At 71.4% G+C, this 23,728-nt stretch carries 20 protein-coding genes; 5 read left to right on the forward strand and 15 right to left on the reverse strand.

Annotated elements, in window-relative coordinates; genetic code table 11:
* Positions 1–36 precede the first annotated feature (36 nt).
* On the reverse strand, positions 37–1,539 hold the full coding sequence (locus P0L94_12455) for an FAD-dependent oxidoreductase (GenBank protein ID WES63267.1): 1,503 nt from the start codon (positions 1,537–1,539) through the stop codon (positions 37–39).
* Between the two features lie 62 nt (positions 1,540–1,601).
* Between P0L94_12455 and P0L94_12460 the strand changes: the two genes are divergently transcribed.
* Positions 1,602–2,174 carry an HhH-GPD-type base excision DNA repair protein gene (locus P0L94_12460; GenBank protein WES63268.1) on the forward strand — a complete coding sequence of 191 codons (573 nt, stop codon included), beginning with the start codon at positions 1,602–1,604 and terminating at the stop codon, positions 2,172–2,174.
* A 1-nt stretch (position 2,175) separates the two neighbouring features.
* A complete protein-coding gene (locus P0L94_12465; protein ID WES63269.1) occupies positions 2,176–2,598 on the forward strand; it encodes a DUF1801 domain-containing protein in 423 nt (140 codons plus the stop codon).
* Between the two features lie 46 nt (positions 2,599–2,644).
* Here the strand turns inward: P0L94_12465 and P0L94_12470 are convergent, their stop codons facing one another.
* The 6 genes from P0L94_12470 to P0L94_12495 all read right to left on the reverse strand — a co-directional run bounded on the left by P0L94_12470 (position 2,645) and on the right by P0L94_12495 (position 10,746).
* Positions 2,645–4,030, reverse strand: coding sequence for a glycine--tRNA ligase (locus P0L94_12470; GenBank protein WES63270.1), 1,386 nt, complete (start codon positions 4,028–4,030; stop codon positions 2,645–2,647).
* 127 nt (positions 4,031–4,157) lie between these two features.
* Complete coding sequence (locus P0L94_12475) at positions 4,158–4,499, reverse strand: hypothetical protein (GenBank protein WES63271.1); 342 nt, start codon at positions 4,497–4,499, stop codon at positions 4,158–4,160.
* A gap of 128 nt (positions 4,500–4,627) precedes the next feature.
* Positions 4,628–7,090, reverse strand: a complete 2,463-nt coding sequence (locus P0L94_12480) for a VCBS repeat-containing protein (GenBank protein WES63272.1) — start codon at positions 7,088–7,090, stop codon at positions 4,628–4,630.
* Positions 7,091–7,217: 127 nt separating this feature from the next.
* Positions 7,218–8,243 (reverse strand): hypothetical protein, encoded by a 1,026-nt coding sequence (locus P0L94_12485; protein ID WES63273.1) that lies wholly within the window; start codon positions 8,241–8,243, stop codon positions 7,218–7,220.
* Between the two features lie 12 nt (positions 8,244–8,255).
* Positions 8,256–10,106: a substrate-binding and VWA domain-containing protein gene (locus tag P0L94_12490; GenBank protein WES63274.1), complete on the reverse strand. Its 1,851-nt coding sequence runs from the start codon at positions 10,104–10,106 to the stop codon at positions 8,256–8,258.
* 46 nt (positions 10,107–10,152) lie between these two features.
* Positions 10,153–10,746: a TetR/AcrR family transcriptional regulator gene (locus tag P0L94_12495; protein WES63275.1), complete on the reverse strand. Its 594-nt coding sequence runs from the start codon at positions 10,744–10,746 to the stop codon at positions 10,153–10,155.
* Positions 10,747–10,849: 103 nt separating this feature from the next.
* Here P0L94_12495 and P0L94_12500 point away from each other — a divergent pair, with 103 nt between their 5' ends.
* Positions 10,850–13,441, forward strand: a complete 2,592-nt coding sequence (locus P0L94_12500; protein ID WES63276.1) for an MMPL family transporter — start codon at positions 10,850–10,852, stop codon at positions 13,439–13,441.
* 46 nt (positions 13,442–13,487) lie between these two features.
* On the opposite strand, the gene P0L94_12505 is transcribed toward P0L94_12500, so the two are convergent.
* From P0L94_12505 to P0L94_12530, 6 genes are all read right to left on the reverse strand, one after another.
* Positions 13,488–13,862 (reverse strand): DUF4870 domain-containing protein, encoded by a 375-nt coding sequence (locus P0L94_12505; protein ID WES63277.1) that lies wholly within the window; start codon positions 13,860–13,862, stop codon positions 13,488–13,490.
* 61 nt (positions 13,863–13,923) lie between these two features.
* The gene (locus P0L94_12510; protein ID WES63278.1) at positions 13,924–14,703 is read right to left on the reverse strand and encodes a TIGR01458 family HAD-type hydrolase; all 780 of its coding nucleotides are present in this window, start codon (positions 14,701–14,703) and stop codon (positions 13,924–13,926) included.
* A gap of 56 nt (positions 14,704–14,759) precedes the next feature.
* The gene (locus P0L94_12515) at positions 14,760–16,220 is read right to left on the reverse strand and encodes an aldehyde dehydrogenase (GenBank protein WES63279.1); all 1,461 of its coding nucleotides are present in this window, start codon (positions 16,218–16,220) and stop codon (positions 14,760–14,762) included.
* 91 nt (positions 16,221–16,311) lie between these two features.
* Complete coding sequence (locus tag P0L94_12520; protein WES63280.1) at positions 16,312–17,739, reverse strand: FAD-binding oxidoreductase; 1,428 nt, start codon at positions 17,737–17,739, stop codon at positions 16,312–16,314.
* A 156-nt stretch (positions 17,740–17,895) separates the two neighbouring features.
* Positions 17,896–19,029 (reverse strand): o-succinylbenzoate synthase, encoded by a 1,134-nt coding sequence (gene menC / locus P0L94_12525; GenBank protein ID WES63281.1) that lies wholly within the window; start codon positions 19,027–19,029, stop codon positions 17,896–17,898.
* Positions 19,030–19,060: 31 nt separating this feature from the next.
* Complete coding sequence (locus P0L94_12530; protein WES63282.1) at positions 19,061–19,210, reverse strand: hypothetical protein; 150 nt, start codon at positions 19,208–19,210, stop codon at positions 19,061–19,063.
* 202 nt (positions 19,211–19,412) lie between these two features.
* Between P0L94_12530 and P0L94_12535 the strand changes: the two genes are divergently transcribed.
* The gene (locus P0L94_12535) at positions 19,413–20,717 is read left to right on the forward strand and encodes a hemolysin family protein (protein ID WES63283.1); all 1,305 of its coding nucleotides are present in this window, start codon (positions 19,413–19,415) and stop codon (positions 20,715–20,717) included.
* A 41-nt stretch (positions 20,718–20,758) separates the two neighbouring features.
* Here the strand turns inward: P0L94_12535 and P0L94_12540 are convergent, their stop codons facing one another.
* Together P0L94_12540 and P0L94_12545 are read right to left on the reverse strand one after the other, a co-directional pair.
* Positions 20,759–21,478, reverse strand: coding sequence for a hypothetical protein (locus tag P0L94_12540; GenBank protein WES63284.1), 720 nt, complete (start codon positions 21,476–21,478; stop codon positions 20,759–20,761).
* Positions 21,479–21,487: 9 nt separating this feature from the next.
* Positions 21,488–22,330 carry an alpha/beta fold hydrolase gene (locus P0L94_12545; protein ID WES63285.1) on the reverse strand — a complete coding sequence of 281 codons (843 nt, stop codon included), beginning with the start codon at positions 22,328–22,330 and terminating at the stop codon, positions 21,488–21,490.
* Positions 22,331–22,393: 63 nt separating this feature from the next.
* On the opposite strand from P0L94_12545, the gene P0L94_12550 reads away from it, so the two are divergent.
* Positions 22,394–23,728: a condensation domain-containing protein gene (locus tag P0L94_12550; protein ID WES63286.1), complete on the forward strand. Its 1,335-nt coding sequence runs from the start codon at positions 22,394–22,396 to the stop codon at positions 23,726–23,728.

Genomic DNA, 23,728 nt, shown 5'->3' on the forward strand with positions numbered 1-23,728 from the left:
GGCATCCGGCGCGACGAATCAGGCCGGTCAGAAGCGTCACTCGGGCGTGTCGGACTCCCACAGCACCCCGCGGCGGACGCCGTCGGCCTCGGTCACGGTGTCGGCCACGGTGTGAGCGAGACCGCTGCCGGCGACCCACGCCCCGACGGCGGACAGGCCGGAGACGTCGCCGATCGCCGCGCGGACCGCCGCGGCGTCGTCGGCGTGCCCGAGGACGGAGGCCGGGCGCGCGAGGATGTGCCGCTCGCGCACGCCGTCGCGCACCGTGAGCTCGGCGCGCGCGATGCCGAGCAGCTCGGCCGCCGCATCCGCCGCCGCCTCGATGGCCTCGGCGTCGTCCAGCCCGGCGGTAGCCGGCGGCTCGTCGGCGGTGCCGAACGACAGGCGCAGCACATGGCGCCCGGCGCCCGCCGCCTCGGCGAGCCAGCCCCATCGCGCGGTCTCGTCCAGCATCGACGCGGCCGCGGCGGTTCCGGGGATCGGGTAGCACGCCGTCCCGCGGGGATGGGCGTCCAGCGCCGCCGACTCCACGATCAGCGTCACGGTCTCGAGATCGACCGGTCCACGCGTGGCGACCGCGGCGAGATCCGGGACGACCGGCTCCAGCAGCATCCGCGCCGCCTGCTCGTCGGTCGCGACGATGACGGCGTCCGCCGGCGCGATCGGCTCGGCGTGGCCCGTCGGGGCGTCGTCGTCCGTCGGGGCGTCGTCGTCCGCCTCGGCGACGTGCAGGATCCAGTGCCCGTCGTCATCGCGCTCCAGGCGCAGAGCCTCGGTGCCGGGCCGGACGTCGACCGACAGCTCCCCGAGACGCCCGACGAGCGCCGACACGAGCCTCGGCATGCCGCCCGCGAGGCTGCGGATGCCGCCCCCGCCGCGGCCCACGAGCGCCTCGGCCACCGCGCCGCCGAGCGATCCGGTGCGCGTCAAGGCGCCGTTGAGCCCGGGCGCGGCGACATCGATGTCGATCTCCTCGGGACGGATGCCGTAGACGCCGACGGTCAGCGGCGCGACCATGCGCTCGAGCACCGTGCCCCCCATGCGCGAGCCGACCAGCCGCGCCAGGCTGCGCTCGACGCCGATGGTCATCGGCGGACGGAGGCGGTCCAGGTACGCGCGCCACGCGCCGCCCCAGCCGATGATGGCCCGCACGTCGTCGGCCCACGGGTTGGCCGGGATGCCGCGCACGGTCTCGCGCGGCATCGGCGCGGCGCCCGACGACAGGCCCGAGATCCACACCGACGAGGCCGAGGGTTCGACGACGGCATCGGCGATGCCCAGTTCGTCGACGAGCCGGTCGACCGCGCCCCCGGCCGTCGCCCAGCACGTGACGCCCGTGCCCACCGGCATCCCGTCCAGCTCGGCGTCGCCGATCGTGCCGCCCGGGCGCGCATCCGCCTCGACGAGGGTGACCGTGAGCCCGACTTTGGCGCACTCGTAGGCGGCGACGAGGCCGGCGATGCCGCCGCCGACCACGACGACGTGCCGCTCGTGCGCGTGCGCGACCAGATCGGGGATGGCTCCGGGTGCGTCTTCCACGGCATCCATCCTCGCATCGGCCGCGCATCGCGCGGCGCGGCGGCGGGTGCGAGACTGGCGTCATGACGCTCCACATCACCGGCGACGCCGACGCCGACCAGCTCCTCACCGACGACCCGCTCGCGCTGCTGATCGGGATGCTGCTGGATCAGCAGGTCGCCATGGAGACGGCCTTCGCGGGCCCGCTGAAGATCCGGGAGCGCGTCGGGTCGATGGACGCGGCGACGCTGGCGGGCTTCGACCCCGACGCGTTCACCGAGGCGTTCAAGCAGACGCCCGCCGTCCACCGGTTCCCGGGGTCGATGGCCGGGCGCGTGCAGTCGCTGTGCGAGGCGATCGCGCGGGACTGGGACGGCGATGCGGCCGCGATCTGGACGCGGGACGCCCCCGACGGCGCCACGGTCCTGAAGCGCCTGAAGGCGCTCCCCGGCTTCGGCGAGCAGAAGGCCAGGATCTTCCTCGCGCTGCTGGGCAAGCAGTACGGCTACACCGGCGACGGCTGGCGGCAGGCGGCGGGTTCGTACGGCGACGAGGGCTCGTTCCGCTCGGTCGCCGACATCACCTCGCCGGAGTCGCTGACCAAGGTGCGCGAGTACAAGCGCGAGATGAAGGCCGCGGCGAAGGCGAAGGGCTGACATGGAGCGGACGGGCGGCAGCGTGGCCGGCTTCGTCGCCGGCGTCGCACCGGCGAAGCGGCAGCGGGACGCCGAGACGCTGATCGCGATGATGCGCGACATCAGCGGCCGCGAGCCGGAGCTGTGGGGCACGATCATCGGCTTCGGCGCCTGCCACTATCGCTACCGCACCGGGCACGAGGGCGACATGCCGCTGATCGCTTTCGCTCCGCGGAAGACCGCCTCGACGATCTACCTCGACTCGATCGCTGCGCACGAGGAGGAGCTCGCCCGCCTCGGCCCGCACTCGTCGGGCGTCGGCTGCCTGTACATCAAGGATCTCGAGAAGGTGGACGAAGCCGTGCTTCGCGACATCGTCGAGGGCGCGTACGCCTATGCCGCGGGCGGCGGCGGCGAGTACGCCACGATCACGGTCCTCGACTGACGCGCGCTCCGGATTCCGGCGCGAACGGGGCGCGCGAGACTCGGCGTCAGGCGCCCTTGAGGCGCTCCGACAGGTACGCGGTGAGGGCCTCGAGCGGCACGCGCTCCTGGCCCATGGTGTCGCGGTCGCGCACGGTGACGGCGCGGTCGTCGAGGGAGTCGAAGTCGATCGTGACGCAGAAGGGCGTCCCGATCTCGTCCTGGCGACGGTAGCGGCGGCCGATGGCGCCGGCGTCGTCGAAGTCGATGTTCCACTCGCCGCGCAGCGAGTCGGCGACCTCGCGCGCCAGGGGCGACAGCTTCTCGTTGCGCGACAGCGGCAGGATCGCGACCTTGACCGGCGCGAGGCGCGGGTCGAGCTTGAGCACCGTGCGGGTGTCGGTGCCGCCCTTCGCGTTCGGCGCCTCCTCCTCGTGGTAGGCGTCGATGAGGAACGCCATCATCGCGCGCGTCAGGCCGAACGAGGGCTCGATGACGTACGGGATGTACTTCTCGCCCGAGGCCTGGTCGAAGTAGGTCAGCGACTGGCCGGACGCCTCGGTGTGGCTGCCGAGGTCGTAGTCGGTGCGGTTGGCGACGCCCATGAGCTCGCCCCACTCCTTGCCCGGGAACCCGAAGCGGTACTCGACGTCGATGGTGCCGTCGGAGTAGTGCGCGCGCTCGTCCTCGGGGACGTCGAAGCGGCGCATGTTGTCGGCCTCGATGCCGAGGTCGATGAACCAGTCCCAGCACGCCTCGACCCAGTGGTCGAACCACTCCTGGGCGTCGGCCGGCGGCACGAAGAACTCGATCTCCATCTGCTCGAACTCGCGCGTGCGGAAGATGAAGTTGCCCGGCGTGATCTCGTTGCGGAAGGCCTTGCCGACCTGGCCGATGCCGAACGGCGGCTTCTTGCGGCTCGCGGTGAGGACGTTGGTGAAGTTCACGAAGATGCCCTGCGCGGTCTCGGGGCGCAGGAAGTGCAGACCGGTCTCGTCGTCGACGACGCCGAGGAACGACTTCACCAGGCCCGAGAACGCGCGCGGCTCGGTGTACTGGCCCTTCGTGCCGCAGTTGGGGCACGGGATGTCGGCGAGGCCGTTCTCGGCCTTGCGGCCCTTGCGCGCCTCGAAGTCCTCGACGAGGTTGTCGGCGCGGAAGCGCTTGTGGCACTGCAGGCACTCGACGAGCGGGTCGGTGAAGGTCGCGACGTGGCCCGAGGCCTCCCACACGCGCTTGGGGAGGATGACCGAGGAGTCAAGCCCCACCATGTCGCCGCGGCCGCGCACGAACGTCTTCCACCACTGCCGGCGGATGTTCTCCTTCAGTTCCGTGCCGAGGGGGCCGTAGTCCCAGGCAGAGCGCGAACCGCCGTAGATCTCACCGGCCTGGAAGACGAACCCGCGGTGGCGGGCGAGGCTGATGACTTTGTCGAGGCGGGACTGCTCGGCCACGGTGGCTCCAATGGTCGGGAGGGGGGTGTGGATCGCGCGGATACGCGCAGGATGCCGCGAGCGGCGGCATCCGACGATTCTAGTCGTCCGGACGCCGTCACTCCGCTCCGGGCCCGCCAGGCCGCCGTCAACGCGGGAACCACGGCGACAGCGCGAACTCCGCGATGAGGAACACCACGAACAGCCCGCACAGCACGTACGCCGCGAGCACCAGGATCGACCGGTCGGTCCGCGCGAAGAACGCCACGAGACCGGTGATCGTCGCGGCGAGCGCACTCAGCATCGCCGCGAGCATCGGCAGCGCCACGACGGGCCGGGCCAGGATGTCGCCCCAGATGGTGTCTGCGGCCGGCCCCTCCGCCAGAGTCGCGGTGAACGCCCCGACGGCCAGCAGCACGGGAACGGCGACGCCGAGCCCGACGGACCAGCCGCCGATCGGCGTCCGGGGGACGATCGTCCAGGAGCGCATGTCCGACCCCCTTTCGTCGGCGCCGACGGGGTGGCCGGCGTCACCTTCACGGTAGGCGCTGCCTCGGCGCCGGCATCAGTGCCGAACGGCCCGCGACGTGAACGGGGACGATCCCGACGACGCCTGGATCAGGGGCTGCTCGACGCCTCAGGGCCCGGCGGGCACGCGATCAGCGTGTTCCGCCCGGTGAAGCATGCGATCTTCCAGCCGTCGAGGCTCCGGAACACCGATTCCTTCGGCACATGCAGGTTGCAGGTGGCGGGGTCCCACGCGGCCCGGCACCCCGCGTCGGTCCGTTCGAACAGCTGATCCCGGATCTTCTTCCCGACGTCGAAATGGAAGATGTCCTTGTGGACGAGGCTCCAGCCTCCGCGGGTGTCCCAGTACATCCTGCTGTCGGACCACGCGCCCACCTCCCACATGTGCGGGGTCAGCAGCTGCCACACCCACACGGAGTACTGTCTGAGCGCCGCGGCGAGCGCGGTCCCGTCGGCGGGCGTGGGCTCCCACACGGCCGAGTCGACCAGCTCTGCGACGGCGCGAAGGAGGCCGAGGTCCGTGACCGCCGCCCGCTTGGCCGCCTGGACACCGTCGAGCGCGTCCTGGAACGCCTGCTCGAGCAGCCCGTCGACGTCCAGGTATGCCTTCTCGAACGAGTTGAGCTCTGCGGTCGTGGCGAACGCCACCCCCGCCGAGATCAGCGAGGCGATCGCCGCGCCCATGCCGTTGCCCTGCGGGCCCAGGGTCGAGGCGAGCGCGTGGATCATGCCGCCGAACGCGTCGAACACCGACCCCTCGAGCTTGGTCGAGCGGTTCTTGTCGTACGACAGAAGCTCGCGCGTCGGGTCCATCGACCGGCCCTCGTAGAGCGTGTGGACGTTCGCGCCGACGGTGGCGTACCAGCCGGCGACCTGCTTCACCGCCTCGACTTCGTCGATGAGCTCGCTCGTCACGGCCGTGAACGGCGCAGTCGGCATCCCCGGCGGCGGCGTCATCGCGGCGATGGCGGACTTCCAGCTGTCGAGCTGGGTGCTGTCTGCCGTGGGATAGAGGGCGCGCAGGTCGAAGTCCGGGTTCAGACTCCCGCCCAGCGTCGTGTTCACGTAGTCGTAGGCGTTGTGGTAAGCCCCCGCACTGGGCTGATCCCAGTCCGCGAAGACCGCGGTCGGCGAGACCCACGTACGGGCCTGCGGATCCCACCGATACGTCTGCACTCCGGTGGGCCCGCGCCCCAGCAGCTCTGCACGCGGCTCGGTGAGCTTCCCCGACTTCTGCAGCGGCGTGAAGCCGTCGATATTCGCCGTCTGGATGCTGGGGTACGCCAGCGCGCGGCTCCAGCCGAGGTCGTCGGCGAACGGGCCGGCATCCGCCCACGGCTGCCACTTCTGCCCCGAGTTCGTCAGTGCCCAGACGTGCATGCCGTGGACGCCCCGTCCCAGGATCTCGGCCTGACCGTCGCCGTCGATGTCGGCTGCCCGGATGGTCGCGTAGTAGGCGGCGCTGCTCGCCCAGTGATCCGGGTCGGTGTCGCCGAAGTCGCCGGTCAGTGCGCGCAGGGGCTCCCACCCCGACGGCGCGTCGGTGCCGTAGGCCACGATCCCGTGCTTGTCGCGCCCGAACACCTCCGCCCGGCCGTCGCCGTCCAGATCGGCGGTCTGGATCGTCTCGTACGACGACGGCAGATCCCACGGGTCGGCATCGATGAACTGCGCGAGCGAGGGCTCCTGCGGCCAACTGCTCCCGTCCGCGGCGAGCCCGTAGACGACCACGCCCGTCTTCGAGCGGCACAGGATCTCGTCCCGGCCGTCGCCGTCGACATCGGCCGTCTGGAACGTCGAGGAGTACGGGATCGGCTTGAACCCGTTGTCGTCCGACAGCGCGCGGAGGAGCGTCAGCGGCACCCACGTCTCCGTCGCGGCGTAGAAGTCCCACGCCTCGACACCATCGCGTCCGCGGCCGAGGACCTCGGCGTCCCCATCGCCGTCGAGATCCGCGGTCTCGATCGTCGTGAAGTACCGTGCCTCGTCCCAGAACGCCCCGGTGAAGGCCGCCGGAGCGCCCTCCTTCGCCCAGGCGTTCCTGGACGTGTCGAGGCTCCACACCTCGAACCCCTTCGGGCCCCGACTGAGCGCCTCGGCCCGTCCGTCGCCGTCGACATCGGCGATGCGGATCGTGGCGTAGTACTGCTCGGCCTCCCAGCCGTCGGCGTCCGAGAACGGCCATGGCCCCGGTCCGGCTGGGATGGGAAGCCATTGCCCCAGGTCGCCGTCGAAGCTGTTCGCCTCGAGTCCGTACGGACCTCGGCCCGCGAGGTCTGCGAGACCGTCCCCGTCGAGGTCGCCGGTGTGGATCGTGGTCCCGTACTCGGGTGCGCCCCACTGCGTATCGGACCACGCCGGCAGCGCGAGCCCCGGTGTCGCGAAGGCGGCCTCGGCGCCCGCCGCCGCGACGCGGGCCGGAGCCGGGGGCGTCACGGCCGCAGCGGGGGAGGGAGCAGCGAGCGCGGCAGACGGAGCGGCCACCGTCATCGAGACGATCAGGCCCGCGGATGCGATGGCGGCGGCGCTCGCGCGAACTCGCAATCGGGTCATTCCGGAACCCCCATCGACGTCGATGCGCCCCTCCCGGGCGACGCTCACGCTAGACCCACGACGCCCGCTCGGCAAGGCCCCGGACCGCGCGGCATCGCCGCCGGCCGCCGGGACGTGTCCGGCGGGGTCAGGACCGGGGCGGATGCTGCTCGTCGCCGGCCGCGTCGAATGCGCGCTGCCAGTCCTGCAGCTCCTTGCGCCCGCCCATGAGGCCGTCGAGCGAGACCTGGAAGTGCAGGGCGCGGCGCGCATTGACCTGCTTGATGTTCTCGATCACCTCGTGCGAGACGGCGTCGAGAGCGCTCTGCACCTCGCGCACGCGCTCGGTGGGGTCGTCCCACAGATTCGGATGCGTGAGGATGTCGAGGAGGTACTCGCGCTCGAGAGCCGCGTTGAGCTTGCGCAGCTTGTCGCCGTACTCGACGGCCGCGATGCCGGTCTGTGAGCCGTCACGACCGCGGGCGAGCCGCAGGAAGAGCTCCTCGACATTCGTCGACAGCGCCGCGATCTTCTGACTCGTCTGGAGCGCCGTCGGATTGCCCGCCGCACCGACGGCCGCGTACGCGCCCGTCAGCTCGCGCAGCGCCGTGACGCGGGGACGGATCTCAGCGGGGATGCCTCGAGCAGCACGGGCGCGGCGGCGCGAGCGGCGCACCGCGATGAGCGTGCCGATGCCGGCGACGACGACGGCGACCGCGACGACGATGCCGATCAGCAGGCCCGCGTCGAAGCCCCCGCCGACGTCGGGGCCCGTGCCGCTGACGGCCACCACCTCGTCGACCGTGGTCACGAGCGCTCCCTGGAGCGAGTCGGCGGAGGCCTCGGCCTCGTTCGCGATGCGGGGCGCCTCGCCCTGGGCGAGCACGTACGAACCCGCCGACAGATCGTCGCCGACGGCGATGATGATCGTGTCGTACGAGGTCTGGTCGGCCAGCTGCTGGAGGATCTCGCTGTTCGAGGCTTCGAGGGCGGCGTTGTCCGAGAAGACCGCGACGCCGATCGACGCGTCGCCGACGTGCTGCTCGAGCAGCGCCTGCAGTTCGGAGCTCGAAGCCACCTCACTCGATACGTAGACGTTCGAACCCTGGAGTGCCTCCGCGGCGTCGTCGACATACCCTCCGGCGGAGGCCGCTGCGGCGTTCACCTGGTTCATCGGCTCCCCTCGTCAGAAGTTGTTGATGACCGAGGCGAACACGAGGTCGATCTTGGCGGCGTCGGATGCGTCGAACCACTGCCCGCCGGTCGCGTCGGCGATGCGTGCGAGCGCGCCCGTGTCGGCACCCTCGCCGTAGGCGATCGGGAAGATGCGCACCGGGGCCTGGTCGCCGCCCTCGCGTGATGTCGCGCCGATCTTGGCGATCAAGGAGTCCAGCGACATGCGCGAGTCGGTGTCCTGCCCGTCCGAGAGCACGACGATCGCGTTGATGCGACCGGGCTCGGCGCGCGCCGTCATCTCGTCGTACGCCGCGGCGATCGCGTCGTACAGCGGCGTCCCCTCGCGCTGGGCGTAGCGCAGATCGTCCAGCGACGTCTGCAGCCGCTCGAGATCGCTCCCCAGCGGCGCGATGGGTCGCAGGATGCCGATGCCCGGGCCGGCCGCCGACGACAGCCCCGTGGTGAAGACCCACACGCCGACCTCGTCGGTGCGGCGGAAGTGCGCGAGCGTGGTCTGCGCGCCCTCGATCGCGCCGTCGAGCTTGGACCGGCCGTCGCCGATCCCCTCGTCCATCGATCCCGAGATGTCGATCAGCTCGAGCACCGACGAGGGCTTGCGGATCTCGGTCCACTGGTCGATCGCGGCCGACACGACGGCGACCTCGGGCTTGGGGAGGGTCGTGACCGGCTGGTCCGCGATGATGCCGTTCTCCACCGTGAACAGCTCGCCGAGAGAGACCCCGTCGGCGAGCGGCCGGAAGCCGAACTCGGGCAGGATGCGCTGGGCGGCGTCGGTCTGCAGGAACCGCGCGAACGCCTCGCCGGCGGTGCGCTGCTCATCGGTCACCCAGGAGGCGCCGAGCACCGTGATCGGGTTGTCCGACCACATCGAGCCGCCGTCCGGGTACACCGCGACGAGCTTCTCGCGCGGCGGCGTGAGCGTCTCGCCCGGCTGCACCGTGTGCGAATCGGGATTGCCGAGGTTGTAGTTGATGAGCGACGTCTCTTCCAGCGCCACGGCCGAGACGTAGCCCGAACCGGACGTGCCGGTCTGCGCCTCGTCGTACAGGCGCGTGAGCACCTTGCCCGTCGTGTCGCCGTAGTGGATGACGCACTCCTCGAAGATGCGCGAGAAGTCCGCGGCATCCGCCACATCGGCTGCCGTGAGATCGGCGGTCTTGCCCGCGGCCTCGTAGGACTGCATGAGGATCGTCGACAGTCCGGTCGTCGAGGTGTTGGGGTTCGTCTTCGAGATCTTGAACGAGCCCCACAGCGGCTTGCCGACGCTCGCCCAGCCGTCCGGATCCGTGCACAGGTCCGCGAAGTCGGTGATGCCGATCTCGGCGTCCGGCCATCCGAGGGCGCGGGCCATCGTCTCGGGCATCCCGAAGATGATCGGCGTGTGCGTGAACGACTCCGGCTCCCCGACGAGGGAAGGGGATGCCGCGGCGGCGACGCGGTCGGTCCACACCGTCGACGCGGGCGACCACATCGTCGGCCACCGGCGCACATCGTCGTCGGGCCAGTCCTCGCCCGACGAGAGGAACCGCGCGCCGTTGCCCGACGAGACGTCGATCGGGCGCACCGTCGCGCACGTGTCGAGGGCCTCGGCCTCGGGCGACTCCTTGAACGCGTCGGCGAGGGCGTCGAGCATGTTGACCTTCTCGGACGACGTCGCCACCACCACGCTCGTGCAGCCGTCGTCGGCGAAGTCGCCGCCGCCGTCGGAGCCCCCGTCGTCGAACGAGATCGGGAAGCAGCCCGCCAGAAGCACGAGCGCGGCGGCGAGCGCGGTCGCCGTCAGTGCGCGGCGGCGCGTCGGGCGGCGCGGAGCGTCATTGCGGAGCGGGTCCCCAGGCATGGCCCCAGCCTACGTCCGGCGCGGTCGCCGCACGCGACCGTGTGCATCATTCCGGCCGTGCTGTTGCGGCCCCGAGGACGGCATCGAGCAGGCGCTCCACTTCGTCGGAGACGTTGCCCGGTGGTGTGCGCAGCAGGACACGGAGCACGAACGCGCCGGCGATCGCCTCCGCGATCGTCTGCGTCGGCGAGCCCGGAGGCAGGTCTCCGTCCACCACCCCCTGGTCGAGCCGGCGTCGGAGCAGTCCGTCGGCGCTCAGCGCCTGCCGCACGCGATCGGCGATCGCGGGATTGTCGGTCGCCGCGGCGATCAGCGAGCGCAGCAGCGAGGCGTGGGCCGCATCGTCGGCGAAGGCGAACTGCGCCGTCAGGGCGCGGCGCAGGTCGTCGCGCAGGTCCGCGGTCGAGCTGACCGTCAGGTGGCCGGCCAGCAGATAGCCCTCGACCATGCATTCGGCGACCAGCTCGCTCTTGTCGGACCACCAGCGGTAGATCGTCTGCTTTCCGACGTGCGCGTCGGCGGCGATGCCCTCGACGGTCATGTGCGCGAACCCGCGCTCGACCACCTGGCGCGCCGTCGCCTCGAGGATCGCGATGCGCGCCGCCTCGCTGCGCGGGGCCCCACCACGTCGAACGGTCATGGATTCATCCTACGTTCAGAAAGCGAGACGCAACGTATCGTATGCTTACCCCGCCGCCGCCGACGTCGGCCCCTCCCCCGCGATCCCCGAAGGACACGTCACCATGGCAGAACTGCTCTACAGACTCGGCAAGGCCTCGGCCAGACGCGCCTGGGTGGTGATCGCGTCGTGGATCGCCGTGCTCGCGATGGCCGGGGGCGCCTTCGCCATCGGGTTCGGCTCGCTCGCGACGAGCTTCGACGTCCCCGGCACCGCATCCGGCGAGGTCGTCGACGAACTGGCCGAGAAGCTCCCCGAGTACTCCGGCGCGAGCGGTCAGGTCATCTTCCACACCGAGGACGGCGAGCCGTTCACCGCCGACCAGCAGGCCGCGATCGCCGGGCTCGCGGACGGCGCGGAGGACCTCCCCGACGTCGCCGAGATCGCCGAGCCGTTCGCCTCTCAGCAGGAGCTCGAAGACAGCCGCCAGGACATCGTCGACGGCCGGACCGAGGTCGCGGACGGCGAGCAGCAGATCGCCGACGGGCGCGAGCAGATCGACGAAGCGCTCGCACAGCTGGACAGCGGGCAGGAGCAGCTCGACGCCGGGCAGGAGCAGCTCGACGCCGCCCGCGCCCAGGCCGAGGAGTTCGGCGCTCCCGCCGCCCAGATCGCGGCCCTCGATGCCCAGCAGGCGCAGCTGGACGCCCAGCAGCAGCAGATCGACGACGCCCGAGCCGAGATCGCCGCGAACCTGCAGGACCTCGACGACGGCGCGGCGGAGCTCGCCGACGCCGCCGTGCAGCTCGACCGGGGCGAGGCGCTGCTGGCGCTCGCCGACGGCATCCGCCTCGTGTCCGAGGACGGCTCGACCGCGATCCTCAACGTCGCATTCGACGTGCCGCTGCTCGAGCTCGACCCCGCCTCGAAGGAGGCGGTCATCGCCTACTTCGAGGACAACCCCGTCGACGGCGTCGAGATCGCCTTCTCGACGACCATCTCCCAGACGACGCCGAACCTCATCGGCCCCGGCGAGATCGCCGGTGTCGTGCTCGCCGGCATCGTGCTCCTGGTGATGCTTGGCAGCATCATCGCGGCATCGCTGCCGATCGTCACGGCGCTCGTGGGCGTGGGCATCGCCGTGCTCGCGTCGCTGTCACTGTCGGGCGTCGTCGACATGTCGTCGGTCACGCCGGTCCTGGGCGTCATGCTCGGACTCGCGGTCGGGATCGACTACTCGCTGTTCATCGTCAACCGGCACCGGCGGCAGCTCCTCGAGGGCGCGGACGTCCAGGAGTCGATCGGCCTCGCCAACGGCACCGCCGGCAACGCGGTGGCCTTCGCCGGCTCCACCGTGATCATCGCGCTGCTGGCACTGAACGTCGTCGGCATCCCGTTCCTGGGCCTCATGGGGACCGTCGGCGCGTTCGCCGTGCTCGTCGCGGTGTTCATCGCGGTGACGCTGACGCCCGCCCTTCTGGGGCTCCTCGGCACGTGCCTGCTCGGCAAGCGCGACCGCGCGCGCATGGGCACGCTGCACCACGAGGACACCGGCGCCAAGCCCATGCCCACGTGGCGCGCCGTCATCACCGCCGTCGGCGCCGTCGTCGCACTGCTGGTCATCGCGATCCCCGCCCTGTCGATGCGCGTGGGGCTTCCCGACGGCGCCAGCGAGCCCGAGGGCTCGTACGCGTACGAAGCGCACATGATCACCGAGGATGCGTTCGGCGCCGGTGCGAACGGACCCTTCCTGGTCACCGCGACCCTTCCGGGCGATCTCGACGAGGACGAGCAGCTCGCCGCCCAGCTCGACATCGCCACGACGATCGCCGAGCAGGACTCCGTGTTCGCGATCGCGCCGGTCGCGATCTCGGACGACGGCAGCCTCGCCGTCTTCCAGGTGATCCCCGACGAGGGCCCGAACTCCGTGTCGACCGATCAGCTCGTGCGCGACCTGCGCGCCCTGCCTCCGGTCGACGGCGAGTACGCGCTCGGCGTCGCGGGACAGGCGGCGATCAACATCGACATCTCCGAGAACCTCGCCGATGTGCTGCCGCTGTACATCTCGGTGGTCGTGGGACTGTCGCTGCTGATCATGATCGTCGTGTTCCGCTCGCTGCTGGTCCCGATCATCGCCACGGGCGGCTTCATCCTGTCGCTGCTGGCGACCTACGGGGCGACCGTCGCGGTCTTCCAGTGGGGCTGGGGCGCCGAGATCATCGGCCTGCACTCGACCGGTCCGATCCTGAGCTTCCTGCCGGTGATCCTCGTGGGCATCCTGTTCGGGCTGGCGATGGACTACCAGCTGTTCCTGTCGTCGGGCATGCGCGAGGCGTACGTGCACGGGTCGCCGGCGAGGCTCGCGGTGATGAAGGGCGTGCGTGCCGGCCGTGCGGTCGTGACGGCGGCGGGGCTGATCATGGTGGCGGTCTTCGGCGGGTTCATCTTCGCCGAGTCGACCATGATCCGCTCGATCGGGTTCGGGCTGGCGTTCGGCGTCCTCGTCGACGCGTTCGTGGTGCGGATGCTGCTGATGCCCGCCCTGATGCACCTGCTCGGCCGGTCGGCCTGGTGGCTGCCGAGGTGGCTGGACCGCATCATCCCGAACGTCGATGTCGAGGGCGCGCAGCTCGAGCGCGCACACCACGCCCCATGGGTCGACGAGAGCGAGGACGAGCTCGACGAGCACCGGCCCTCGACGCCCACCCCGGCGTGACACACGACTGCGCCCCGCCCTTCGAGGCGGGGCGCAGTCGTTCAGCTCAGGAGACGAATCGGATCGTCATCGGGTACTGGTACCACTGGCCCTGGTGCGCCTTGACCGCGGCGATGATCGAGAACACCAGGGCGAGGATGCCCGCGGCCATGAGGACGAAGAAGCCGATGATCACGAACGCCAGGATGTAGCCGGCGACGTACACGATCAGCAGCGTCAGCTGGAAGTTCAGCGCGGTGGCCGTGTGCGCGCGGACGAACGGACCGCGATCCTTGAGCACCAGATAGCCGATGAGCGGCGCGAGGAAGCCGAAGAAGAGACCCCCCAGGTGGATGAGGGTCGCCCACAGCTTCTCGTCGGCCGGGCTCATGCTCGGCGTCGGCGGCGGTCCGTAGGGCGGATACGGCGGGTACGAGGTCACGACGCCCAGCGTACGGGCTTCGCGACGCGCGGTCGGCGGCGAACGCGCAGCGCGCGACCGCTCATCGACCGGCCCACCACCCGGGCAGCTCAGCGATCGAGTCGATGACCGCGTCGGGGGTGACGGCGCCGTCGAGGTCCGCCGGCGAGAACTTGCCCGTGCGCACGAGCACGCCGGTGAGGCCGGCATCCTGTGCTCCGCCGACGTCGGTGCGCACATCGTCGCCGACCATGACGGCGGCGCCCGGATCGACCCCGAGCGCCGCCACGGCAGCGCCGTAGAACCGTGCATCGGGCTTGCCGAGCACGACCGCGTCACGACCCGTCGCGTACTCCAGGGCCCGGACGAACCCGCCCGCGTCCATGCGCAGACCGTCTTCGGCTCGCCAGTACCGGGTCAGGCCGAGGGCGATCAGCGGCGTCTCCGGATCGCTCATGAGCAGTCGGAACGCCCGGTTGAGCGTGGCGAAGTCCCACGCGGGCCCGAGGTCGCCGACGACGACGGCGCCCGCGCCCGCCTCGGCATCCGGCTCCGGGACGTCGAGGCCGGCGAACTCCGCCGCTGTGGCCTCCGGCACGAACAGGGCCGGCGTGCGGATGCCGCGCTCGCGCAGCCAGTCGGACGCCGCGACGGCCGGAGTGAGGATCTCGGCGGCATCGGCGTCGATGCCGAGTCGGCGCAGCTTCTCGACGATGGCGCTGCGCGGTCGGGAAGTGGTGTTCGTGAGGTATCGGTGGGGGATCCCCTCGGCCGCGAGCCATGCCACGGCGTCGGCGGCGCCGGGCACCGCCTCGTCGCCCACGTACAGGACACCGTCGAGGTCGAGCAGCACACCGGCCATGTCTCCATGATGCGCCCGCCGAGCGAGCGGCGCGCGGTCACCCGCTCGCCGGATCCCTACGGCACGATGCTGGCGTTGATGGCCTTGATGTCGACGTAGTTGTCGAACACCTCGGGACCCTGCTCGCGCCCCAGGCCCGACGCCTTGTAGCCGCCGAACGGGCTGGCGAGGTCGGGAGCGTAGCCGTTGACGCCGACCGTGCCGGTCTGGATGCGGCGCGCGATCCCGAGCGCACGGTCGCGGTCCTGCGAGAAGACGGCGCCGCCGAGGCCGTACACCGAGTCGTTCGCCAGGGCGACCGCGTCGTCGTCCCCCGTGTGCTCGAGCACCGTGACGACCGGTCCGAACACCTCTTCCTGCGCGATCTGCGAATCCGGCGATGCGCCGGTGAGGATCGTCGGCTCGTAGAAGGTGCCCTGCTCGCCCGGCAGGTCGCGGCCGCCGGTGAGGATGCTCGCCCCCTCGGCGCGCGCCCGGTCGACCATCGACCGCACGCGGGAGCGGATGCGCTCGGACACCAGCGGTCCGAGCTCGGTGTCCTCGCGATGAGGATCGCCGTGGCGGAACGAGCGCGCGATGTCGACGAGGCCGTCGACGAACTCGTCACGCCGGCCGCGCGGCACGAGCACGCGGGAGAGCAGGAAGCACGTCTGGCCCGAGTTCATGAACGACATCGTCCGCAGGGCGTCGAGGGTGATGTCGAGGTCGGCGTCGTCGAGGACGACGGCGGCGGACTTGCCGCCGAGCTCGAGGGTGACCGGAACGAGCCGCTCGCCGCCGGTGCGGGCGATCTGGCGGCCGGCCGCGGTGGAGCCGGTGAAGGCGATCTTGTCGACGCCGGGGTGCCGCACGAGCGCGTCGCCGGTGTCGCGGCCCCCGGTCACGATGTTGACGACGCCATCGGGGATGCCGGCGGCCTCGACCGCCTCGGCCAGGATGAGTGCGTCCAGCGGCGTCTCGCCGGCCGGCTTGATCACGACCGTGCAGCCGACGGCGAGCGCCGGGCCGAGCTTGGTCGTCAGCAGCGACTGCGGGTAGTTCCAGGGCACGATGAGCCCGGCGACGCCGAGCGGCTCGCGGCGGATGATCGAGGATCCGGGGCCGAGCACGTTCGGCCGCTCCTGCTCGAACGGGTACTCGCGGATCAGGCCCGCGAAGTACCGCAGATGCGCCGCCGGCACGATGCCGTTCATCGGCCGCGACAGCGTGCGCGGCTGCCCCATCTCGTCGGTCACGAGGTCCGCGGTGCGCTCTCCGCGCTTCTCGAGCTCGTCGGCCAGGCGCTCCATCGCGGCCGCGCGCTCCTCGACACCCATACGCGACCACGGCCCCGTCTCGAACGCCTCGCCGGCGGCTGCGACCGCGGCCGCGACGTCCTCGGCGTCGCCGTCGACCGCGGTACCGACGAGTTCGCCGGAGTACGGGTTGCGGACCTCCATGCGCTCCTGCGAGTGCGCGGCGACCCAGCGGCCTCCGGTGAACAGCCGGTCCTCGACCGGCGCGACGGTGATGGTCATGGCGGCACCTCCTCGTGCGTGCCCTTCCTCGATACCGCGCCGCGACCGGGTTGTCACCGGGTCTTCCGCCCGGCGGATGCCGCCCCCGACGTCAGGCCGGCGTGATGTTGCCGTTCACGTGGAAGAGGTTCGCGGGGTCGTATGCGCGCTTCACCGCTCGCAGTCGGTCGAGGTTCCCGCCGAACTGGCGCCGCACGACCTCGGTGGCCGAGGCGTCGTCGGCCGAGAAGTTCAGGTAGGCACCGTGCGCCCCGGGCAGCGCGCATGCGGCGGCGTACGCCTCGCGCACCCACGTCTTCACGCGATCGAACTCCTCGGGGTCAGAGGTCGCGCCGTCGATGCTCAGCATGAACCCGCCGTCGCGCTCGCCGAACGCCGTGGCGTCCGCGGGCACGGCGGCGGTCGCGCCGCCCATGATGGGCACGTGGACGAGCGTGCGCGGGTCGGGGCGTGACATCCCGATCTCGTCGATGAACGCCAGCACCTCGTCGGACAGCTCGTCCACGTAAACGGACTTCCAGTAGCCGTAGAGGTTCTTCGCCAGCGGGTCGAAGCCCGCCTGGAACGTGCGGTAGTCCGGGAGGAACTCCGACATGTCGAACAGCGGCTCGCCCAGACTGCGGAACTCGTCGATGATCTGCTGCCCCTCGGCCTTGTCGCCGGCGTACACGGCGCCGAAGAGGAAGACATCCTTGCCCTGGACCGGCGGCGGCAGGAAGTCGACCGCGGGCATCGACCAGTGCATCGCGCGCGTGGTGACCCGATCCCCGGCCCGCAGCGCGAGGTCCCGCCACTGCGGCATCAGCTCGCGACCGGCATCCGCCTCGTAGAAGACGGCCGCGAGGGCGACCTCCGGCCCGACGGGATGCGCCCGGAAGGTGAAGTCGACCACGACGCCGAAGTTCCCCCCTCCGCCGCGGATCGCCCAGAACAGGTCGGGGTTCTCGTCGTCGCTCGCGGTGACCACCTCGCCCGAGGCGAGCACGACGCGCGCCGAGAGCAGGTTGTCGCACGCGAGCCCGTAGGCGCGGTGAAGCCAGCCGATCCCGCCGCCCAGAGTGAGTCCCGCCACGCCCGTGGTCGAGACGATCCCGCCCGGGACCGCCAGCCCGTGGACCTGGGTCTCGCGATCGACCTGCCCCCAGGTCGCGCCGCCCTGCACGCGGACGGTCTTGTCGGCGGGGTTCACCCAGACCCCGTCCATGTCGCGCAGGTCGATCACGAGACCGCCCTCGGTGGTGCCGTGGCCGGCGATGTGGTGTCCGCCGGCACGGATCGCGAGGGTGAAGCCGCGCTCGCGCGCGAGGTTCACCCCATCGATCACGTCGGCCACGCCGCTGCAGCGGATGATGAGCCCTGGGCGCCGATCGACCGCCAGGTTCTCGACCGCGCGGACGTCGTCGTAGCCGTCATCGGCCGGCGAGACGATCGCGCCGCGGAAGCGCATCCTGAGCCCGGCGAGCTCGTCGTCGGTGATGGTGACGGCGCCCTCGACGGGCGATTGCACAGTGATCGACATGACTCGGCCCCCAGCCGCGTATCGGTTCCATCCCAGCAGTTCGGTCGTTCGACCGAACGTGGGGGCGACGGTACTCCGTCATCCCCAACCTGTCAACGGTCGGGTTCGATCCCGGTGGTGGCGCGTCCGGCCGACGCTGCTCCGCGCGGACTCCGGCTACCGGCGAAGCGTTTCGCGGGCGACGGTGACGTCGTCGAGGGCGATCGGATCGATCTCGACGCCGATGCCGTGGCCGGTCGGGACGCGGACGTGTCCATCGTCGAGCGTGATGGGCTCGGTGACGATGTCGCGGGCGTAGAACCGGTCCGACGCCGAGATGTCGCCGGGCAGCGTGAAGCCGGGCAGCGCGGCGAGCGCGGCGTTGACCGAGCGCCCGATGCCGGTCTCGAGCATCCCCCCGCACCACACCGGAACACCCGCGGTGCGGCACAGATCATGGATGGCCACAGCTTCGAGGTAGCCGCCGACGCGGCCCGCCTTGATGTTGATGACGGATGCCGACCCGAGCGCGAGCGCGTCGGCGGCCGCCTTGCGCGACGTGATCGACTCGTCCAGGCACATCGGGGTCTTCAGATGCCGGGCGAGCGTCGCGTGGTCGACGAGGTCGTCCTCTTGCAGCGGCTGCTCGATGAGCAGCAGGTCGAACCGGTCCAGTTCGGCCAGCGTGTCGATGTCGGCGAGCGTGTACGCCGAGTTCGCGTCGACCTGCAGCGGGATGCCGCCGAAGGCGTCGCGCACGGCGGCGGTGTCGACGACGTCGCGACCGGGCTTGATCTTGATCTTGATGCGCACGTACCCGTCGTCGAGGTAGCCGCCGACCGCCTCGACCAGAGCCGCCGGATCGCGCTGGATGCCGACCGAGACGCCGCTGGGGACACGGTCGCGCTCGGCGCCGAGGTACTCCCCGATGCCGCGCGACTCGGAGCGCAGCGCCGCGTCGAGCACCGCGAGCTCGAGCCCGGCCTTGACCATGCGGTGCCCCTTGAACGGCTCCAGCACCGTCGCCACGTCTTCGGGCGCGAGCGTGCGACGGTCCAGCAGTGCCGGGATCAGCCAGCGCAGCGCGACGTCCCACGCCCCGTAGGTGTACTCGCTCGAGTACAGCGGAGCGTCCTGCGTGACGATCTCGCCCCAGCCGTCGCCATCAGTGGTCAGCGCCCGCACCACGATCACCTCGCGCACCGTCTCGGTGCCGAACGAGGTCGTGAAGGGCGAGACGAGCGGCAGATGCAGCACCCGCAGCTCGACGCCCTCGAGCGTGATGGGCGGGGCCTGACGCGCGATCGGCATGACGCCAGCGTACGCGGGCGCCGAACCGGGATCAGCGTCCCAGGGCGCGCGCGGGCGTCTCGAGACGGATGGGGACGTAGGTCGAACGCGCTTCGCGCGGGCGCAGGCGACGTGCGGCGCGCGACGGACGACGCCGCGCGCGGTGGAGCAGCCCGGTCAGGGCCTCGGCGGGTGCGGACATCGTGTTCTCCTCTCCGGTCCGTCGCCCTGTGAGACGCACGACGACGCGTTCCATGACGCGGAATCGCCGAGGCGACCCTTTCGTCCTCTCTGCAGAAGAGGAGGAAGTGCTCCGGACGCTGATACCTCGGGAGGCTCGCGGATCGAGACGTCCACCTTCCCGCGGGCCGCGACCAGCCACCGGGGGCCGATACGTTCGGGCTATGGATGCGGTGCTGTGGAACCTGGGCGTCATCGTGCTGTTCGTGCTCATCGGCGGGGTCTTCGCCGGCACCGAGATGGCCATCGTGAGTCTGCGCGAGAGCCAGGTGCGCGCATTCGAGGCCGGCGGCCGATCAGGTCGGCGGATCGCCCGCCTGGTCCGCGACCCGAATCTCTTCCTCTCCGCGGTTCAGGTCGGCGTGACCGTCGCGGGCTTCCTGTCATCCGCCTACGGCGCCTCGACGATCGCTCCCCTCGTGGCCCCGGTGCTGGCCGGGTGGGGAATGGCGCCCGACATCGCCGACACCGTCGCCTTCGTCGGCCTGACGCTCTTCGTCGCCTACCTCTCACTGGTCTTCGGCGAGCTCGTGCCCAAGCGGCTCGCCATGCTCAACGCGGTCGCCTTCACGCGCGTGCTGGCCCCGCCGCTGCGCTGGTTCGCGATCCTCATGCGGCCCGTGATCTGGCTGCTGTCGTCTTCCACCAACCTCGTGCTCCGGCTCTTCGGCATCCGTCCCGGCCAGACGGCCGAAGCGATCTCGGCCGACGAGGTCCGCGCGCTCATCGTGTCGGCGCCGCTGGGCGACGCGAGCCGGCGCATCCTCGTGGACGTGCTGCAGGCGGACGACCGCCACCTGTCCGAGGTGATGCGGCCCCGCCCCGATGTGGAGTTCGTCCATGTCGACTCCGGTGTCGACGAGGCGTTCCGGACGCTGCTGCCGCTCGAGCACTCGCGGTTTCCGGTTCGGGGCGAGTCGGTCGACGACATCCGGGGATTCGTGCACATCCGCGACCTCGCCGCCGCCCACGAGCGCATCCTCGACGCGACGACGGTCGCAGACCTCGTGCGGCCGCTTCCGGCGCTTCCCGGCACGAACCGCGTGCTGGCGACGCTCGCGACCATGAGGCGCGACCGTCAGCAGATCGTCCTCGTGGTCGACGAGTTCGGAGGCACCGACGGGATCGTGACGCTGGAGGACCTCCTCGAGGAGCTCGTCGGCGAGATCTACGACGAGTACGACCGCAGCCGCGACCCCGAGGACATCACGCGCGGCAGCGGCGAGACGTTCGACGTCGACGGCGGCCTGATCCTCCAGGAGGTCCGGGCCGCCACCGGCGTCGAGCTTCCCGAGGGTCCGTACGAGACGGTCGGCGGCTTCGTGGTCGCGCGGCTGGGACGCTTCGCGCGGCAGGGCGACACGATCGACGGGGAGGGATGGGCCCTGCGCGTCACGCGCGCCGACGCCCGCCGCGTGCGCGAGGTTCGCGTGACGCGCGTCTCGGCGGACGACCCAGACGGGGAGTGATGCCGACGGGGCGGGGCACCGTCGGCTGTAGACGAGGATGCTCAGCGTCGGACGAGCAGGTATCCGCGGGCGTCGTCGAAGCCGCCGATCGCGAGCCCCTCGGCGAGGTGGCCGAGGATCTGCTCCCGCACACGAACGCGCCACAGCGCGGCCTCGGCGGAGTTCTCGTCGCGCATCGCCTCGATGTCGTGCGGCACCTCCACGGCGGCGACGACATCCTCATCGGCCGGCGTGACCTCCGGGCGCGCGGCCACCGCCCACGACACCATCAGCCGGTCCGACTCGTCCCCCCGGTTCACGCCGTCGTCCATCGGGCCGTAATGGTTCACGAGGTACTCGGTCACGCGGGTGCCGAGGATTCGCAGATTGAAGTGCGCGTTTCGTGCGACGAGGGGGTCGAACGTCCACGTGATGCGACCGACCTGGCGCGCGAGCGCCCATTCACGCTGGTGCTGCTTGAGAACGCGGCCCAGCCCCACGCCGCGGTAGGGCGGGAGCACGCCGGTGATGTGGCTGTGCATCGACCGCGCGGCCGGCTCGGCGAAGAAGGCGACGGATGCTCCGACCATGCGCCCATCGGCGTACAGGCCCATGGCGTAGTTGCCCGCGTGGGCGAGAGCGCGCAGCAGGTTCGGCGGCATGCCCGACCGGTCGCCGCCCCACACCTCCGCCAGCACCGCTGATGCCTCGAAGACCTGCTCGACCGTTTCGAGCGCGACGATCTGGACGCCCGACGGCGTCTCGAGGGCGGTGTCGGCCATGCGGTCAGACTACGCCGGTCGGCTCGCCGGACGCCCCGTGGGCAGCTCGATGACGCCGGTGGTGGGGCTCTCGACACCGGCCGTGATCACGTGCTCGGCGAACAGGCCCGGCCAGGCCATCACGCCGTACGGCGTGCGAGCGACCACGAGGCGGCTGTGCGGCAGCGTCTCATTGAGCTTGGTCGCGGTGCGCAGCGGATGCGTGTGGTCGCCGGTCCACGCCAGGATCAGCGTCGGCACCGTGATCTGGGCGATCTCGTCCCGCGACGGCAGGTCGGTCGTCGCGGCGCCGCGCAGCACGGTCGGAAGCAGCACCTCGGCGACGGCGGGACCGGTCAGCGGCGCCTCGGCGAGCGCCGGCGGAACCGGCGTCGTGCTGCCGAGCTCCACGAACGCCGCGACTCCCGACGCCTCGATGAGGTCGGCGTTGGACAGATACACGTCGGCCTGGGCACGCCGTGTGCCCCATGCCGTGGGCGGCAGCATGAGGGTCAGGCTCTCGAAGCGCGAGATGTCGCGCACGACCGCGTGCAGCAGCGTGCCGGTTCCCATCGACGGCCCCAGGCCGTGGACGGTCTCGCCCGGGGCGACGTGGTCGAGCACGGCGAGCAGGTCGTCGGCGAGCCTGTCCCACGCGTAATGCTCGGGGTCGTCCGTGCCGGTCGAGCCGCCGTGGCCGCGCGCGTCGATGCGCAGAACGCGGTGCCCGTTGAGAGCGCGGCCGAGGTCGAGGCCGAGGTGCGCGTCCCGCGAACGGCTCGACATGAGCCCATGCAGCTGTACGACGAGCGGACCGACCTCCCCCGAGATCTCGAAGTCGAGAACCGCTCCGTTGACCAGCACTGCGGGCACGGGACCTCCGTTGTTGAGGAAAAACGTCGAAACGCGAAACCTAGAGCCCCTACACTACGGCGAATGCGATTGACGAACGTCGCCCAGATGACGCTCCCGCCCGGGCGCGTGCGCAGCTATGCCCTGCGCGTGGCCGATCGCGACGGCTCCCGGCTCCCGGTGTCGTTCGACCAGGGTCGCCACGTCGGCGGCGGCGACCGCGCCGGCTCGTGGATGGCTATCGCGTTCCGCGCGCCCGACGGGACCGATCCCGCCGACCTCGCGACGGCGTGGCGCGCCGTCGTCGAGCGCCACGGGACGCTGCGGACGGTCTTCTCGCTCGAGGACGACGGGCACGTCGCGCTGCACGGCGCCGAGCTCGCCGAGGGCGAGTGGGTCGAGCACGACGCCCCCGCCGACCGGCTGACCCGGGATGTCGTGCGCGACGTGTTCGACGCCGAGTGCCGACCGTTCTCACGACCGTCGCATCGGCTGCTGACCGTCGAGCCGCCGGCGGATGCCGAGGACCGCCGTCGCGCCGTGGTCATCGGCTCCGATCACGCGCACGTGGACATGTGGTCGCTGCTGGTGATCGTGCACGACCTCGTGCAGTTCCTCGACGACATCCGCGCTGGCCGCCCCGCCGGCGCCGGCATGGCCCCCGCCGAGCCCTTCGCGCTGCACACGGCGCTGCTGGACTCCCGCGACGAGGCACCCGAGGAGATCACGCGCCGCTGGGCCGAGATCCTCGACGCCGAGGGCGGCACGATGCCGCTGTTCCCCCTGCCCCTCGGCGACCTGTCGCAGCTGCGGCCTGCCGTGGTCGAGGTGCGCGACGTGCTCTCGGGTGACGAGATGGATCGCTTCACCGCCCGCGCCCACGACGCGGGCGTCGGCGCGGCAGCCCTGGCGATGTCGCATCTGACCCGGGTCACGCGAGAGCTCTCGGCATCGCCGCTGCGTGCGGTGTTCCCCGTGCACAGCCGGTTCGAGCGCCGCTGGCACGACTCGGTCGGCTGGTTCATCACGAATTCGGTGATCGAGTGCGCGGATGCCGACCCGACCGCGTGCGCATCCGCGCTGCGCCAGTCGATGGCGCTCGGCTCGCATCCGCTCGGGCCGATCCTCGCCCCGTACGGCGGGATGCCGGTGGCACCGGGCATGTTCGCGCTGTCGTGGCTCGACACGCGCCGTCTGCCGGTGGCGCTGGCCCCCGAACTGCAGATCCAGTACGTCTCGAGCGTCATCGAGTCCGACGACGTCATGGTCTGGTTCATCGTCAACGAGGCCGGGCTCCACCTGCGCTACCGGTGCCCGGACACCCCGGAGGCCCGTGACAGCGTCGGCCGGTGGATGGACGCCGTGTGCGCTGCGCTGCGATCCCCGCTGGATGCTCCCATCCCCGTGACGTCGCACTGA

Origin of the sequence: Microbacter sp. GSS18, from assembly GCA_029319145.1 — a bacterium.
GTDB lineage: Bacteria > Actinomycetota > Actinomycetes > Actinomycetales > Microbacteriaceae > Microbacterium.